Source organism: Xanthomonas sp. NCPPB 3218, from assembly GCF_056725185.1.
Genome location: NZ_CM161516.1, coordinates 1,404,869 through 1,420,550, shown reverse-complemented (window position 1 = coordinate 1,420,550; position 15,682 = coordinate 1,404,869). Strand labels below are relative to the sequence as shown.

The window sequence follows — 15,682 nt, the reverse complement described above, 5'->3', positions numbered from 1 at the left end:
GATTGGGGATTGGGGATTTGAAGCGTCGGTTGGTTGCTTGTGTCTTGGCGCGATTGCGGCTGGTTGCCGCAACCGCGCCGTGACCCGCGCAGCGCTCAGTCCAGCTGGATCTGCAACGCCTCTGCGGCTACCCGCGCCTTCTCGCGCGCGGCGTCGATGCTGTCGGCACGCGCCAGCGTGACGCCGACGCGGCGGTGACCGTCCACGCGCGGCTTGCCGAACAGGCGCAGTGCGGTGTCCGGGTCGCGCAAAGCCTGCGCGACATTGTCGAAGGCCGGCACGCCATGACCGTGCGCCAGCAGCGCGCACGAGGCCGACGGGCCGCTCTGACGGATCACGCCGCCGTTTTCCGCACCGACCGGCAGGCCGAGAATCGCGCGCGCGTGCAGGGCGAATTCGCTCAGCTCCTGCGAGACCAGCGTGACCAGGCCGGTGTCGTGCGGGCGTGGCGAGACCTCGCTGAACCACACCTCGTCGCCCTTGACGAACAACTCCACGCCGAACAGGCCCAGACCGCCCAGGTCGTCGGTGATGGCCTGCGCGATCTGCTGCGAGCGCTGCAAGGCGGCCGCTGACATCGGCTGCGGCTGCCAGCTCTCGCGGTAGTCGCCGTCCTTCTGCCAATGCCCGATCGGGTCGCAGAACGAGGTGCCGCCGGCATGCCGCACGGTCAACAAGGTGATCTCGTAATCGAAGTCGATGAAGCCCTCGACGATGCAGCGGCCGGCACCGGCACGTCCGCCGGTCTGCGCGTAGTCCCAGGCCGCCTCGATGTCCGCCTCGCTGCGCAGGGTGCTCTGGCCCTTGCCCGAGGACGACATCACCGGCTTGACCACGCACGGCAGGCCCACCGCGGCGATCGCCTCGCGATACTCGGCAGCCGTGTCGACGAAGCGATACGGCGAGGTCGGCAGGCCCAGCGTTTCGGCAGCCAGGCGACGGATGCCCTCGCGGTCCATGGTCAGGCGTGCGGCGCGCGCGGTCGGGATGACCCGCTGGCCCTGCTCGCGTTCCAGCGCGAGCAGCGTTTCGGTATGGATCGCCTCGATCTCCGGCACGATCAGATGCGGCTGCTCCCGGGCGATCAGCGCGCGCAGCGCCTGGGGATCGAGCATATCCAGCACGTGCGAACGGTGCGCCACCTGCATCGCCGGCGCGTCGGCATAGCGATCGGCGGCGATCACTTCCACCCCGAAGCGCTGCAATTCGATCGCCACTTCCTTGCCCAGCTCGCCCGAGCCCAGCAACAACACGCGGGTGGCGGAAGGCGACAACGGCGTGCCGAGAGTAGTCATGAGCGCAGTCCAGATCGGGAGGGGGCCGCCATTCTAACGGGCCATCACCATGGCCGCCGGCTGCGCGACTTGCATCGACTGATATCACTTTGATATCTTTTTTCCACTCCCCAAGGACACCCACCTCATGAAAGAGAAGCCGATCAGCTCACTGCCGGGCATCCCGGTCATCCTCGCCGCTGGCGCCGCGTTCGCGGGCGCCGCCTGGTTCATTCTCACGACCCTGGCGGCCGGCAGCCCGACTCCAGCCGGGTTCCTGATTGCGCTGTTGGTGGTGGCGGCGGGCATCTTCATGCTGGCCGGCCTGTACACGCTGGAGCCGAACCAGGCGGCGGTGCTGAGCCTGTTCGGCAAGTACGTCGGCACGGTCAAGGACCCGGGCCTGCGCTGGAACAGCCCTTTCTACGCCAAGCGCCGGGTCAGCCAGCGCGTGCGCAACTTCGAGAGCGGCCGGCTCAAGGTCAACGAACTGGACGGCAGCCCGATCGAGATCGCCGCGGTCATCGTGTGGCAGGTGCTGGACGCTTCCGAGGCGGTCTACAACGTCGACGATTACGAAAGCTTCGTGCATATCCAGTCCGAAGCGGCGCTGCGCGCGATGGCCACCAGCTACCCGTACGACCAGCACGAAGACGATCAGATCTCGCTGCGCAGCCATCCGGCCGAAATCAGCGAACAGCTCAAGCGCCATCTGGACGAGCGCCTGACCCAGGCCGGCGTGGACGTGATCGAAGCGCGCATCAGCCACCTCGCCTACGCGCCGGAAATCGCCCAGGCCATGCTGCAACGCCAGCAGGCCAATGCGGTGATCGCCGCACGCACGCGCATCGTCGCCGGTGCGGTGGGCATGGTCGAAATGGCGCTGGCCGAGCTGCAGAAAAACGGCGTGGTGCAGCTGGACGAAGAGCGCAAGGCGCACATGGTCAGCAACCTGCTCACCGTGTTGTGTTCTGATCGTGGCACCCAACCGGTGGTCAACGCCGGCTCGCTGTATTGAGGTGATGCAATGAATGTCATGGTGCCGTTGGTCGTCGCGCTTTCCGGCTTGCCTGCATTGGCAATCGCCGCCTCCATCGGTGCGGACGACGACGACCGCGCGCGCGGCCTGGGGCTGCGCTGGGCCCTGATCAGCCTGGTCATCCTGATCGGTGCTGCCTGCCTGTACTGGGCCGGCGACAACCGCGCCGGCATCTACGCGGTGGTGATCGGCATGCTCGTCGGTGTGAATGTGTTGATCGTGTCGATGGTGATGCACCTGCGCCGCTACAGCGGCCGCCAGGAGCGCGAGTGAGCGAGAAGAAGGCCTACCCGCTGCGCATCAACGCCGACGTGCTGGCCGCCGCGCAGCGCTGGGCCGACGACGAACTGCGCAGCCTCAACGCGCAGATCGAATACGTGCTGCGCGACGCGCTACGCAAGGCCGGGCGCCTGCCGAAGCCGCAGGGCGACAAGGACGCCGATGCTTGAACAAAGCAAAGGCGTGATTGGTTGAGAGGAAAGCGACTGTTCCCGTTCGTATGCATCCGCCCACCGCTGCTCAACGGAGCATCTCTATCGGCGCACGCCAGCATTCGCGCCGCTCCGGACTGGCAGCCCTCACGTAGCACCCGCTAAGCTGGGTAGATGCGCAATTCTCCACGTCTGCTCCTCAACACCCGCACCATCGAACTGTGGCCGGCAGACCTGCCGCGTGCGCGCGGCAATGCGGATGCACGCGTGCTGGCGCAGGCCGACTGGCTGCTGCGGCGCAAGCGCGACGGGCGCTACCTGGCCGCGCATCTGCCGCAGGGCCTGATGCCGTTGATCCCGCGACTGGCGTACGAGCCGGGGCTGGACGAGGCACTGGCGCTGCTGGAACTGCCAGGCGGGCGTGCATCGGACCGTACGAACACGCTGTTGCCGGTCAGCGGCGTGCAGCAGCGGCTGGCGCAACTGGAAATCGACGTGGAGGCGTATCCACGGCAGACCGGGCTGAGCCTGGTGGCCGAACCTGCTGCCCTGCACTTTGCCGGACGCGATCGTTTTGCGCGTCCGTTGTGGCTCAGCGCCGGCGCAAGCCGTGCATGGCGACAGATGCAGGCCGACGCTGCACGCGCTGGCGTGCTGCTGGATGCGTTGTCCGGGTATCGCAGCCACGATTACCAACTGGCGATCTTCGAACGCAAGCTGGCGCGCGGCCTGACGGTGCCGCAAATCCTGGCGGTCAACACCGCGCCCGGCTTCAGCGAACACCACAGCGGCGATGCACTGGATATCGGCACGCCCGGCGAGCCGCCGGTGGAAGAATCCTTCGAGACCACGCCGGCCTTCGCGTGGCTGCGCGACAACGCGGATCGCTTTGGCTACCGGCTGAGTTATCCGCGCGACAATCCCTACGGCATCATCTACGAGCCCTGGCACTGGCGTTGGTCGGCGGCGTAATGCGCGCGGCAAGCCGCACGCACCGCACTGCAACGCCCTACTCCTGCGAGCGCGGCGTCGGCACTTTGGCTGCCACGCTGAAGTCGGAGATCTTCCATAGATAAAACGCGGCGTAGCTGCGGTACGGGGCCCAGCGTTCGCCGCGGATGGCCAGTTCCTTCGGCGTGGGCATCTGTTCCTGCCTGTCCACGCGCTGGGCGCCCTTGCGCACGCCCAGGTCATCGACGGGCAGAAGATCCGGGCGCCCCAGGCGGAACATCAGCATCATCTCCACCGTCCAGCGGCCGATGCCGCGCACCGGGATCAGCGCCTGCACGATCGCTTCCTCGTCCATGAAGGCGAGCCTGCGCAGGGAGGGAATCTCGCCATCGCGCTCGCGGCGCGCCAGATCGCGCAGCGCCAGCGACTTGTTGCCGGACACGCCACACGCGCGCAGTGCCGCGTCGTCGATGCGACCGAGCGTGTCTGCATGCAGGCGCGGCGCACCGATGGCCGCCTCCACCCGCGCCACGATCGTCGATGCGGCCTTGCCGCTGAGTTGCTGGAACAGGATCGCGCGCGCCAACGCATCCACCGGATCGAACGGCTTGCGCCAACCCGGCTGCGCGGTGATCGGGCCGATGCGCTTCATCCACGCGCCCAGCGCACGATCGCGCCGGCTCAGGTACGCAAAGGCGGCCTCTACATCGAATCCGCGGGTATGGCGCGGCATGCTCAGCGCCTCAACGCGCCGATCGCCAGCACCGCCCAGCCCAGCATCAGGCTGACGCCGCCCACCGGTGCAAGGCTGGTGGGCCAGTGCAGCAGCGCGCCGCCGACCAGGCTGCCGGCAAACAGCAGCGTGCCGAGCAACAGCAGATACAGGCCGAGCCGGCCAAGCGCGCGCGTTTCGGTGGCGCCGAGTACCGTCAGCACGGCACCGTGGCCAAAGGCATACAGCGCTGCCAGTTGCAGCCGCGATTGCACCAGCGCATCGGCTACCCCGTGCGAGGCATAGGCCGACAGGCCCACCGCGCTGGCGGCCAGCAAGGCGCCGCAAAACGCCAGCAGCGACGGATGTTTCTTGCGACGTTCGAGCAGTGACATAAAGGCGATTCCATTGCAGCGCCGTGGCGCAAAAAAAAACGCGCCGCAGGACTGCGGCGCGTTTTCGTCTGGATCAGATCATCGTGGTGAGACGATTACTTGATGGCCCAGTAGACGTCGTAGGTACCGTCCTGCGTAAACGACTTGTCCACGCCGCCCTTCCACGACTCGTACGGACGCTCGGTCACGTCGTTGCCGTTGGTGGCAGCCCAGGCACGCAGGGAGCTACGCACTGCGTCCAGGCCGGCCATGTGGCCTGCGTAGGTCGCAAACGCGGAACGGTGTGCCTTGGTGCGCTCGTACTTGACCGGTGCTTCCGACGGGATGTTGACCTTCAACTCCTCGCCCGCTGCAGCAACCGGGGTTGCATCCACAGGTGCGGCAGCCGCGGCGTCATCCTTCTTGGCATCGGCCTTGGCGGTGTCGGCCTTGGCATCGGTCTTCGGCGCGCCACCGGCACGCTTGCGGACCGGCTGCACGACGTCGAACGCGTACTTGTCGCTAGCGAAGTCGGTGGTCACGATGCGGACCGGACCAGCAGCCTCGAGGCCGTTGGCGTCCATCACGCGCTTGATCCACTCCTGGTTGTCCTTGATCGACTTCTTGATCGTCTCGTTGTCACGATCGATGTTGCCTGCGTTGACGACCAGCAGGTCCTCGGCCGGCACATCGACGAGCTTGAGATCGCTCAACACCGGCTTGCCGTCGAGCTGGGCGCGGTAGTCGAAATTCGGCACGGTCGCCAGTGCGGTCGCCAGACGCGACAGACCCAGCTTCAGGTCGTCGCCCACGTGGCGGCTGACATACAGGCCGGCATAACGACCGAACAGGTTCCAGCCGTACTTGACGCTGTAGTCCTGGGTGATCTTGACGTTCTTGTTGTTCTTGCCGGTTGGCGCAAGGGTGAAATTGGTGACTTTGTCGTAGCCCTTGGTGGGATCGTCGATCGAAATCTCAACACGCTCGTTCTTGACGCTGTTGGTGATCTCCCAGCTACCGTCGCCGATGTAGCCTTCGGTGGAGCTGTATTCGACGCGTGCACCCTTGCCCTCGTTCGGGCCGACCAGCTTCAGCTGGATCTTCGGGTCACGCAGCACAAGCGGGTTCCAATCCTTGAAACGACGGAAGCTGTTCACGGTGTCGTAAACAATCGTCATCCTGCGGTTGGTCTCAACACTCTCGGACATCTGCCGCTCCGAGGGCAACACCAAGCCCACCACGACAAACAAGCCAGCCACGATCCCCAAGGCGATCAGGAACTCGATAATACGGGTCATTCAGGAGGTCTCCGGGGCCGATCCCACGGCCGGGTTGAGTGAAGCGAAGCCGCCATCCTAGCAGGCTTCGAGAAAGATGTTCAGTTGTGCGACGGGTAGCGCGGTCTTGCGGTGTCATCCACCGCGCAACCGCGCAGCCCATGACTGCGCAACCCCAACCTGCACAAGGGTTTGGTCAGATTGCGCGCAGCTATCATGCACATCGCGCGATGCCTGTGTGTGATGCGATTGCCGCCGGCGCCACGTTCTGCCTCCCGGCCGCGTGCGTGATCAGGTTGGAAACGACCAGACCACCCCGCCGGGTGCCCTGGCGTACGCGCAGCGTGCGGCACGCGTGGCCGCCATGCCGCACGCCGCGCCGCCTGCGCTGCCGATCAGACCAATTGCAGCTCGAAGGCCTTCAGCACCGCGCGGGTGCGGTCGCGCACGCCGAGCTTGGACAGGATGTTGGAGACGTGATTCTTGATGGTGCCCTCGGCCACGCCCAGCGAGTTGGCGATCTCCTTGTTGGAGAAGCCGCTGGCCATCAGCCGCAGGATCTCGGTCTCGCGGTCGGTCAGCGGATCGGGCCGGTCCAGGCTGACGAACTCGTTGCGCATGTGCTCCAGGCCCGACAGCAGGCGCTGGGTCACCGCCGGCTGCACCAGCGAGCCGCCGTCGGCCACGGTGCGGATCGCGCCGACCAGTTGTTCCAGCGAGACGTCCTTGAGCAGGTAGCCCTTGGCGCCGGCCTTGAGCCCGGCCAGCACCAGCTGGTCGTCGTCGAAGGTGGTCAGGATGATGGTCGGCGGCAGCGTGCCGTTGCGCGAGAGCATCTGCAGCGCCTCCAGGCCGGACATCACCGGCATGCGCATGTCCATCAGCACCACATCGGGCTGGACCTGCGGGATCTGCTCAACCGCCTGCTTGCCGTCCGAGGCCTCGGCCACCACCTCGATGCCGTTATCCAGCGCCAGCAGCGAGCGGATGCCCTGGCGTACCAGGGTTTGGTCGTCGACCAGGCACACACGGATCATCAGAACACTCCTTGAGTCACGGCCGCAGGCATCAGTGCCGGCGCGCCTGGGACGGAGATGCGCAGGCCGAAGCCGTCACCCCGCCGGGTTTGAATCTCGAGCTGGCCACCATACTGGTTCAGCCGCTCGCGCATGCCGCGCAGCCCGTTGCCGGGCGCCACCGTGTCGGCGCCATGGCCATCGTCGCGCGCGTCGATCAACACGGTGTCGGCATCGCGCCGCACCTGGATCCACAGGTTGCGCGCACCGGCATGGCGCACCGCATTGGTGATGATTTCCTGGGTACAGCGCAGCAGCACGTGGGCGCGCTCGGGGTCGTCCAGGGTCAGCGGCTGGGCGATGTCCAGGTGGATGTCCAGCGACGGCACCTGGGTCACCAGCGGGCGCAGGGCCGCTTCCAGGTCGATCGCGCCGCTGTCGCGCAGGTGGCTGACCGCTTCGCGCACGTCGGTGAGCAGCAGCTTGGCCAGCGTATGCGCCTGGCGCACGTGCTCCTGGGCCTGGCCGTCGGTGATGTGGCCGGCCACTTCCAGGTTCAGGCTCAGCGCGGTGAGGTGGTGGCCGAGCAGGTCGTGCAGCTCGCGCGAGATGCGGGTGCGCTCGTTGACGCGGGCGCTTTCGGCCAGCAGCGCGCGGGTGGCGCGCAGCTCGGCATTGAGCCGGCGCTGTTCTTCGCGGGCATCGGTCTGCTGGCGCGCGACCAGGCTGGTCACGAAGATGAACATCGAAAAGCCGCCGTACAGCAGCGACTGCATCAGCGCGGCGAACAGGGTGAAGTCCGGGCGCAGGTAATAGAACACCGGCAGCACCGCCAGCTGGCTGAGCACCAGCCAGGCCACGCCGATGCGCAGCGGCAGCAACCAGGGGATCACCCCCGCCGCCACCATCATCAGAATGCTGCCCAGCCCGGTCCCGCTGAGATAGCTGACCGCCAGCGCGAAGATGGTCAGCAGCAGCAGGATCAGCCGGTCGTACCAATGCGCATGGCCGCCGCTGCTCAGGCCGCGGGTCAGCCAGAAGTAGCTGGCGCCGAAGCCGACGAAGAACGCCGACATCAGCAGGCCTTCGGCCACGCTGCGGTGGTCGCCCTCTTCTGCGGCTGGCCAGTAGGTGTACACCAAGGGCATGGCGATCATCGCCCAGGTGAACAGGCCGGCGAAGCGCAGGACGCGCGTATGACTGAGGTATCCCAACATGCAGGCATCTTAGGCGCTCGCCGGGCGGCTGCCCTCTTGCCGGAAGTCATGCATGCGTGTGGCATGGCGCGCCGGGCCTGGCAGCAGGAGCTGCCGGCATTGGCATGCTGCAGTCGGTTCTCATGCCTGGCTGGCAGCACACGGCGGGTCGCCGCTTCAGGCCACGCATGCAATAATCCGACGCAGATCCGATTTCGGGTCGAGAGCGTTACCCCACGGAGTCCCAATGTCGATCGTTATCCGCGACGTGCGCGAGCACGAGCTCGATTCCGTCCTGGCCCTGAACAACAATGCCGGACTGGCAATCCTGCCGCTGGATTCAACCAAGCTGCAACGTTTCTACGAGCAGGCCGAATATTTCCGCGTCGCCGAGCGCGACGGCAACCTGGCCGGGTTCCTGGTCGGGTTCGGCAGCGGCAGTGCGCATGACAGCAGCAATTTCGCCTGGTTCCGGGACCGTTACCCGGAATTCTTCTATATCGACCGCATCGTGGTCGCCAGCCGCCGTCGCGGCGGTGGCGTCGGGCGTGCGTTCTATGCCGATGTGCAGAGCTACACCGAGTTGCGCTACCCGCAACTGGCCTGCGAGGTGTTCCTGGACCATGGCGCCGATGCGGCGCTGCTGTTCCATGGCAGCTTCGGCTTCCGCGAGGTCGGCCAGAACACCATGGCCGATGTCGAGGTGCGCGCCAGCATGCTGATGAAAGACATGTGCAGCTATCCGTGGGTCAAGGAGACCTATGCCGGCAAGTTGCCCGACCACCTGCCGTGGGTCGGCCGGCCGCGTCATGCCGCCGCCACCGACAACCCGTCGACGGGGAGCTGAGGCGTGGCGAGCGTGAATGTGGATTTTGAACAGGCCGGCGAACTGAAGATCGGCCAGGTGGGCATTGCCAACCTGCGCGTGCGCACGCTGGACGTGCCGCGCCTGGTGCGCGAGATGCGCGAGCGCGTGACCCGCGCGCCGAAGTTGTTCGGACGCGCGGCGGTGATCCTGGATTTCGGCGGCTTGTCGCAGGTACCGGACCTGGCCACGGCCAAGGCGCTGCTGGACGGACTGCGCGATGCCGGCGTGTTGCCGGTGGCGCTGGCCTACGGCACCAGCGAGATCGACCTGCTCTCGCAACAGCTCGGCGTACCGCTGCTGGCCAAGTTCCGCGCGCAATACGAGCCGACCGCGGTGAGCCCGCCGCCACCCCCGCCACCACCGGCGCGTGCCGAACCCGCAGCGCCAGCGGCGCGGCCGGCGCCTGGGCGCATGCAACGCAACGCGGTGCGCTCGGGCCAGCAGCTGTATGCGGAGAACTGCGACCTGACTGTGCTCAGTACGGTCGGTGCCGGGGCGGAGGTCATCGCCGACGGCAGCATCCATATCTACGGTACCCTGCGTGGCCGCGCGTTGGCCGGCGCCCAGGGCAACCCTGACGCGCGCATCTTCTGCCGCGACTTCCACGCCGAACTGGTTGCCATCGCTGGCCACTACAAGGTGCTGGACGATGTTCCCATGGACCTGCGTGGCAAGGCCGTCCAGGTCTGGCTGGAGCAGGATCAGATCAAGATCGCTGCGCTGGACTGACGCAGCCCAACCACAGAAATATTCGGAGAAATCCTTTGGCTGAAATCATCGTAGTCACCTCCGGCAAGGGCGGCGTTGGCAAGACCACCACCAGCGCGAGCCTGGCCTGCGGGCTGGCACGGCGCGGCAAGAAGGTCGCCGTCATCGACTTCGACGTCGGTCTGCGCAACCTGGACCTGATCATGGGCTGCGAGCGGCGCGTGGTGTACGACTTCGTCAACGTCGTGCATGGCGAAGCCACGCTCAAGCAGTCGCTGATCAAGGACAAGCGCTTCGACAACCTGTACGTGCTGGCTGCCTCGCAGACCCGCGACAAGGACGCGCTGACCCAGGAAGGCGTGGAGAAGGTGCTCAAGGACCTGGCCGCCGACGGCTTCGACTACATCGTCTGCGATTCGCCGGCCGGCATCGAGAAAGGCGCGTTCCTGGCGATGTATTTCGCCGACCGCGCGGTGGTGGTGGTCAATCCGGAAGTTTCCTCGGTCCGCGACTCGGACCGTATCATCGGCCTGCTCGATTCCAAGACCCGCAAGGCCGAGCAAGGCCAGACCGTGCCGGCCTTCCTGCTGCTGACCCGCTACAGCCCGGGCCGCGTGGAAGGCGGCGAGATGCTCAGCATCACCGACGTGGAAGAAGTGCTGGGGCTGAAGGCCATCGGCGTGATTCCCGAATCCGGCGATGTGCTCAACGCCTCCAACAAGGGCGAGCCGGTGATCCTGGATGCCGAGTCCCCGGCCGGCCAGGCCTACGACGACGCGGTCGCCCGCATCATGGGCGAAGAGCGCCCGATGCGATTCACATCCGTGGAGAAGAAAGGCTTCTTCAGCAAGCTGTTCGGAGGGTAAGCATGGGCCTGCTCGATTTTCTCAAGAGCAAGAAGAACACCGCCGAGACGGCCAAGAACCGCCTGCAGATCATCATTGCGCAGGAGCGCAACCACCGCGGCGGGCCGGATTACCTGCCGCTGCTGCAGCGCGAATTGCTGGAAGTGATCAAGAAGTACGTCAACATCGACGCCGATGCGGTGCGGGTTGATCTGGTCAAGGATGGCGAGCATGACGTGCTCGATATTTCGGTTGCCTTGCCCGAAGACGGCGACAAGTAAGCGTCCCCTGCGGCACCGTGTTTGCACGGTGCCGCCTTGACGGCCCGAACCGACCGCGAGCCTTTGCGTGTGACCATCGATTCCTCTCCCAGCCCCGAGCCAGCCAGCGTGTTGTGCGTGGGCGATATCGGCCTGGACGCACCGGCCGCGCTGCTTGCCCGCTATGGCCTGCGCCTGCATCGCGTGGAAGCCGGCGCGCCGATCCCTGGCAGTTTCTGGGGCGAACCGGAAGCCGGCATCATCGGCTGCGATGTCTATGTGCGTGACGACACGCCGGTGCATTCGCTGTTGCACGAGGCCGGGCATCTGATCGTCCTGCCGGCCGACAAACGCGCGGCTGTGCATACCGACGCCACCGATTCGGTGGATGAGGAAGACGCCACCTGTTATCTGCAGATCCTGCTGGCCGAGCAATTGCCGGGCGTGGGCAGCGCGCGCCTGATGACCGACATGGACACCTGGGGCTATACCTACCGGCTGGGATCCACGCGCGCCTGGTTCGAGCAGGACGCAGAAAATGCGCGCAGCTGGTTGAGCGCGCGCGGCTTGCTGCCGGCCTGAGTGCCCGCGCCGTGGTCGAGGGGCGTTGCGCTGGATGCGGCTCTCGAGATCAGTCGATGCGTCCACTCAACGCAGTGGCTGCCACGCCGTAGTAAACAGCCGTCGGGCGCTGGCAGATGCCACACAAGCGGCGTGTGCGCGACCACGTGCGATGTCACCGCCTGCGTGACTGCCCCATCATCCCTTCGCTGTCGCGGCCAATGCCCCGGACAGGTCCAGCGTCGCCACCGTGCCCTGCCCGGCATTGGAATCCAGGTTCAGATGCCAGCCCAGATGCTCGCAGAGCCGTCCGATCAGTTCCAGTCCGATGCCGTTGCCCTGGCGTGCGTTGCCGCGCGCCAGGCGCGCGTAGATCGCGCTGATCTCCTCCGGCGTCATGCCGTGGCCCGGGTCGGCAATGCGCACCACACCTGGTGCCGATAGCGAGACGCGGATGATGCCGCGGTCGCTGTTCTCGATCGCGTTGCGCAACAGGTTGCCGATGGCGGTCTGCACGATCGCCACCGGTGCGGTGAGGCTGCATGGCGGAAGCGGATCGGTGAGTACCTGCAGATCCTTGTCGGCGAGCAGATGCGCGTGGTCGGCGACGATCTCCGGCAGCAACTGGTCCAGACGCAGCGTATCGCTGCTGCGCGTCAGCCGGCCGGGGTCCTTGGCCAGCACCAGCAACAAGGTGATCAACTGCTCCACCGCGGCGCTGGTCTGGGCGATGCGCTCCAGCTGGTGGCGCACCGCCGGCGGTGTGCCGGCTTGTTCCAGCGCCAGTTCGGCAGCATTGCCGATCACCGCCAGCGGGGTGCGCAACTCATGGCTGGCACTGTCGATGAAGGCGCGTTCGCGTTCGACGAACTGGCCGTTGCGATCGAGATAGTCGTTGAGCGCGTCGGCAATCACGTACAGCTCGGCGCTGCCCTGCGGGCCAACAGCAATGCGTTGTGCACGCCGCTCCGGACGCAGCGCGCCGATGTCGCGCGCCAGCTCCACCAGCGGGCGCACCAGCCGCGCCATCGCATAAGTGCCCATCAGCAAGGTGATGCCGATCAGCGCGACGCCTGCCGCCAGCATCCAGCGGGTGATGAACTGCTCCAGCGCCTCGAAGTCGGTGATATCCAGCACCAGCGCCAGGCGCCCGGCATGCGGCGTGTCGCGCACCATCACCGCGCTCTGGCGGCCGGCGATTTCCAGCTCGTCGTGCAGGCCGGGATGCAGCGTGCGCAGGACCGGCGGCACTGCCGCGCTGCCGTCGACGCGATACAGCCGCAGGGTGTCCGAGTCCTGCCAGCGGTAATCCGGATTCTGCGCACTGCGATCCAGGATGCTGTCCAGCTCCGAATTCAGCAACGAGCGCCACACGCCGTGTTCTGCGCGCTCGTGCAGATACTGCGCGGTGCCGAACACCGCCAGCACCATCAACAACGTGTAGCCGAACAACCACACCAGCACGCGGCGGCCCAACGGGCGCTGCCTAAGCATCGCTGCACTCGCCCGCAGCCGGATCGCCGGCACCTTGCAGCGGCGCCAGGCGATAGCCCAGCCGCGGCAGGGTGTGGATCAGTTTCTGCGCGAACGGGCCGTCCACGCTGCGACGCAACTCGTAGATATGCGAGCGCAGCATGTCGCCATCGGGCGGATCGTCGCCCCATAGCGATTGCTCCAGCCGCTGCCGGGTGACCGCGGCGGGGCTCGCCTGCATCAGCACTTCCAGCAGCTTGCGGCAGGCCGGATACAGGTGCAGCACCTGGCCGGCGCGGGTGGCTTCGAGGGTGGACAGGTCCAGACGCAGATCGGCCACCTGCAGCAACTTGCCGCGTCGGCGCCCATGCGCACGCGCAAGCAGGGCCTCGATGCGGACCTCCAGTTCCGGCAGCGCGAACGGCTTGGTCAGATAGTCGTCGGCACCAGCCCGGAAGCCGGCGATCTTGTCGGGCAACTCGTCGCGGGCGGTGAGCATGATCACCGGCAGCTCGGACTGGTGCTGCTCGCGCAGGCGGCGCAGCACTTCCGGGCCGTCCATGCGCGGCATCATCCAGTCCAGCACCAGCACGTCGTACTGCTGGGTGGTGGCCAGATGCAGGCCGGTGATGCCGTCAGGCGCTGCGTCAAGGGTGTGCCCGCGCGCTTCGAAATAGTCGAACAGGTTGGCAACCATGTTGCGGTTGTCTTCGATGACCAGCAGCCGCATGAGCGCGTTTCCAGGGCGGCCCGGCAGGGACGATGTGCGCATCCTAACCGAGCCTGGCCGAACACAGCCGCTCTGGATGGCTCCGACAAAATTCCGACCTGCTTGCCGGATAGTGTGGCGCCCCACCGATCGGGGCGTGCGCGTGTCGCCTGCCATCTCCGCCGCCACTTCCCGCCAGCGCGCACTGCTCGCCGCCGTGTTGCTGATCGTCGTCAGCCTGCTGGCCGGGCTGGGCCTGCGCCAGCCCAACCCGCCGGACGAGCCGCGCTTTGTGCTGGCCGCACGCAGCATGGTTGCGACCGGTCAATGGCTATTGCCGCACCGGGGCAGCGAGCTGTATGCCGAAAAACCGCCGGTTTTCATGTGGTTGCAGGCAGCCAGCTACGAGCTGGTGCCGCACTGGCCGGTCGCGTTCCTGCTGCCGTCGCTGCTGGCTGCGCTCGCCACGTTATGGCTGACCTGGGACATCGCGCGGCGGTTGTGGAACCGGCGCGTGGCGCGGCATGCGGTACTGGCGTTGTTTGCGGTGCTGCAGTTCGGCCTGATGGCCAAGCGTGCGCAGATCGACATGGTGCTGGTGGCGCTGACCACGCTGTCGTTGTGGGGGATGCTGCGGCATCTGCTGCGCGGGCCGGACTGGCGCGCATGGACGCTGGGATTGTTCGCCGCCGGCGTGGGCACGGTGACCAAGGGCGTGGGCTTTCTGCCCTTGCTGCTGTTGCTGCCGTGGATGGCGCTGCCGCGCAGGCACTGGCGCGTGCTGCCGGCACGCGCACAGGCCGGGCGCAGCTGGTTGCTGGTGCTGCCCGCGTTCCTGGCGGGGACCGCGGTGTGGCTTGGTCCGCTGGGCATCGCGTTGTGGCAGAGCAACGACCCGGCGCTGCATGCCTACGCGCACGAGTTGTTGTTCAAGCAGACCGGTACCCGTTACGCCCACGCCTGGCATCACCTCAAGCCGGCCTGGTACTACCTGCAGGTGATCGCCACGCTGTGGTTGCCCGGCTGCCTGCTGTTGCCCTGGTTGCTGCCGGCCTGGTGGCGACGGCTGCGGCGCAGCGACCCGCGCTATCTGTTGCTGCTTGCCTGGAGCGTGTTGGTACTGGTGTTCTTCAGCGCCAGCCCGGGCAAGCGCGAGGTCTACATCTTTCCGATGCTGCCGGCCCTGTGCATTGCCGCTGCACCGCTTCTGGCTGGGCTGCTGCGCAAGCGTGGCGTCCGCGTATTGCTGACCGGCTACCTGCTGCTGCTCGCACTGGCCGCTCTCGCATTGGGCAGCGGTATCGCGCTGCATCTGCACTGGGCGGAAAACACCGCGCTGCAGCGCGGAATGGAGTTGGCCTCGCTGCGGTCGGTGGGTGTCTGGTTGATCGGCCTGGGCGTGGTCGGCCTGGCGGCAATTGCATGGTCGCGTGGCAAGCGCACCGGCACCGCGGTGGTGGTGGTGACCGCCGCGCTGTGGAGCGTGTACGGCCTGGGCTTGATGCCGGCACTGGACCCTTACAGTTCTGCCGCTGGCTTGATGCAGCGCGCGGGACAGCGCATCGGCCCGGAGGCCGAGCTTGGTATGCTGGCCTGGCGCGAGCAGAACATGCTGCAGGCGGATCGACCGGTCACCGACTTCGGCTTCAAGGCGAGTTGGCAGCAGCAGTGGGCCAAGGCCGGTCCGTGGCTTGCAGACGCACCTGAGCGCCGTTGGCTGTTCGTCCTCAAGCAGGCGGTACCGGCGTGCATCGATCCGGCGCAACGGATCGATATTGGCGAGTCCAACCGCAATCAATGGCAGTTGGTGCCGGGCACGGCATGGCATGCCGGTTGCGTTGCAACCGCCTCCGACACCAACACCGGCGGTGGCGACAGCGAGACAGACTGAACGCCGGATAGCGCGTTAACCGCCGGACAACTCCGGTCCGACCGCTTTCCGACATGCCGCTTTCGAAGATGCCGGGCATAGACCACCGGCCGATGCT

Annotated in this window: 18 protein-coding genes; 10 read left to right on the top strand and 8 right to left on the bottom strand. The window is 66.6% G+C overall.

All coding sequences use genetic code 11. From position 1 onward, the window contains the following. Positions 1 to 95 precede the first annotated feature (95 nt). Positions 96 to 1,295 carry a formate-dependent phosphoribosylglycinamide formyltransferase gene (gene purT, locus AC1PLS_RS06175; protein ID WP_054590905.1) on the bottom strand — a complete coding sequence of 400 codons (1,200 nt, stop codon included), beginning with the start codon at positions 1,293 to 1,295 and terminating at the stop codon, positions 96 to 98. A gap of 127 nt (positions 1,296 to 1,422) precedes the next feature. Between purT and AC1PLS_RS06170 the strand changes: the two genes are divergently transcribed. The 4 genes from AC1PLS_RS06170 (at position 1,423) to AC1PLS_RS06155 (ending at position 3,716) form a co-directional block, all read left to right on the top strand. Next, positions 1,423 to 2,292 carry an SPFH domain-containing protein gene (locus AC1PLS_RS06170; protein ID WP_016901700.1) on the top strand — a complete coding sequence of 290 codons (870 nt, stop codon included), beginning with the start codon at positions 1,423 to 1,425 and terminating at the stop codon, positions 2,290 to 2,292. Between the two features lie 9 nt (positions 2,293 to 2,301). Then, entirely contained in the window at positions 2,302 to 2,586 is a 285-nt protein-coding gene (locus AC1PLS_RS06165; protein ID WP_184431817.1) for a hypothetical protein, read from the top strand. Further along, positions 2,583 to 2,762 carry a type II toxin-antitoxin system antitoxin gene (locus AC1PLS_RS06160; RefSeq protein ID WP_024939461.1) on the top strand — a complete coding sequence of 60 codons (180 nt, stop codon included), beginning with the start codon at positions 2,583 to 2,585 and terminating at the stop codon, positions 2,760 to 2,762. The genes AC1PLS_RS06165 and AC1PLS_RS06160 overlap by 4 nt, the downstream gene beginning before the upstream one ends. Before the next feature lie 156 nt (positions 2,763 to 2,918). Beyond that, positions 2,919 to 3,716, top strand: a complete 798-nt coding sequence (locus AC1PLS_RS06155; RefSeq protein WP_184431820.1) for a M15 family metallopeptidase — start codon at positions 2,919 to 2,921, stop codon at positions 3,714 to 3,716. Positions 3,717 to 3,753: 37 nt separating this feature from the next. On the opposite strand, the gene AC1PLS_RS06150 is transcribed toward AC1PLS_RS06155, so the two are convergent. From AC1PLS_RS06150 to AC1PLS_RS06130, 5 genes are all read right to left on the bottom strand, one after another. Then, positions 3,754 to 4,428: a DNA-3-methyladenine glycosylase family protein gene (locus tag AC1PLS_RS06150; RefSeq protein ID WP_481104285.1), complete on the bottom strand. Its 675-nt coding sequence runs from the start codon at positions 4,426 to 4,428 to the stop codon at positions 3,754 to 3,756. A 2-nt stretch (positions 4,429 to 4,430) separates the two neighbouring features. Further along, positions 4,431 to 4,802, bottom strand: coding sequence for a DUF423 domain-containing protein (locus AC1PLS_RS06145; protein ID WP_039815377.1), 372 nt, complete (start codon positions 4,800 to 4,802; stop codon positions 4,431 to 4,433). 95 nt (positions 4,803 to 4,897) lie between these two features. Beyond that, the gene (locus AC1PLS_RS06140; RefSeq protein WP_024939464.1) at positions 4,898 to 6,079 is read right to left on the bottom strand and encodes a polyketide cyclase; all 1,182 of its coding nucleotides are present in this window, start codon (positions 6,077 to 6,079) and stop codon (positions 4,898 to 4,900) included. A 374-nt stretch (positions 6,080 to 6,453) separates the two neighbouring features. Continuing rightward, positions 6,454 to 7,095 (bottom strand): response regulator, encoded by a 642-nt coding sequence (locus AC1PLS_RS06135; RefSeq protein WP_016901693.1) that lies wholly within the window; start codon positions 7,093 to 7,095, stop codon positions 6,454 to 6,456. Beyond that, on the bottom strand, positions 7,095 to 8,291 hold the full coding sequence (locus tag AC1PLS_RS06130; protein WP_016901692.1) for a sensor histidine kinase: 1,197 nt from the start codon (positions 8,289 to 8,291) through the stop codon (positions 7,095 to 7,097). The genes AC1PLS_RS06135 and AC1PLS_RS06130 overlap by 1 nt, the downstream gene beginning before the upstream one ends. 226 nt (positions 8,292 to 8,517) lie before the next feature. Here AC1PLS_RS06130 and AC1PLS_RS06125 point away from each other — a divergent pair, with 226 nt between their 5' ends. The 5 genes from AC1PLS_RS06125 (at position 8,518) to AC1PLS_RS06105 (ending at position 11,533) form a co-directional block, all read left to right on the top strand. Continuing rightward, positions 8,518 to 9,117 (top strand): GNAT family N-acetyltransferase, encoded by a 600-nt coding sequence (locus AC1PLS_RS06125; protein ID WP_024939465.1) that lies wholly within the window; start codon positions 8,518 to 8,520, stop codon positions 9,115 to 9,117. Positions 9,118 to 9,120: 3 nt separating this feature from the next. Then, positions 9,121 to 9,867, top strand: a complete 747-nt coding sequence (minC, locus tag AC1PLS_RS06120) for a septum site-determining protein MinC (RefSeq protein ID WP_016901690.1) — start codon at positions 9,121 to 9,123, stop codon at positions 9,865 to 9,867. A 35-nt stretch (positions 9,868 to 9,902) separates the two neighbouring features. Beyond that, positions 9,903 to 10,712, top strand: coding sequence for a septum site-determining protein MinD (minD, locus tag AC1PLS_RS06115; RefSeq protein WP_046342008.1), 810 nt, complete (start codon positions 9,903 to 9,905; stop codon positions 10,710 to 10,712). Positions 10,713 to 10,714: 2 nt separating this feature from the next. Continuing rightward, positions 10,715 to 10,972, top strand: coding sequence for a cell division topological specificity factor MinE (gene minE / locus AC1PLS_RS06110; RefSeq protein ID WP_005994583.1), 258 nt, complete (start codon positions 10,715 to 10,717; stop codon positions 10,970 to 10,972). 69 nt (positions 10,973 to 11,041) lie between these two features. Further along, positions 11,042 to 11,533 (top strand): hypothetical protein, encoded by a 492-nt coding sequence (locus tag AC1PLS_RS06105; RefSeq protein ID WP_102252572.1) that lies wholly within the window; start codon positions 11,042 to 11,044, stop codon positions 11,531 to 11,533. 177 nt (positions 11,534 to 11,710) lie between these two features. Here AC1PLS_RS06105 and AC1PLS_RS06100 read toward each other — a convergent pair whose 3' ends face one another. Both AC1PLS_RS06100 and AC1PLS_RS06095 read right to left on the bottom strand, forming a co-directional pair. Continuing rightward, entirely contained in the window at positions 11,711 to 13,006 is a 1,296-nt protein-coding gene (locus AC1PLS_RS06100; RefSeq protein ID WP_046342007.1) for a sensor histidine kinase, read from the bottom strand. After that, positions 12,999 to 13,715 carry a response regulator transcription factor gene (locus AC1PLS_RS06095; RefSeq protein ID WP_481104284.1) on the bottom strand — a complete coding sequence of 239 codons (717 nt, stop codon included), beginning with the start codon at positions 13,713 to 13,715 and terminating at the stop codon, positions 12,999 to 13,001. The genes AC1PLS_RS06100 and AC1PLS_RS06095 overlap by 8 nt, the downstream gene beginning before the upstream one ends. 136 nt (positions 13,716 to 13,851) lie before the next feature. Here AC1PLS_RS06095 and AC1PLS_RS06090 point away from each other — a divergent pair, with 136 nt between their 5' ends. Beyond that, positions 13,852 to 15,585 (top strand): ArnT family glycosyltransferase, encoded by a 1,734-nt coding sequence (locus tag AC1PLS_RS06090; RefSeq protein ID WP_184431826.1) that lies wholly within the window; start codon positions 13,852 to 13,854, stop codon positions 15,583 to 15,585. Positions 15,586 to 15,682: the final 97 nt, after the last annotated feature.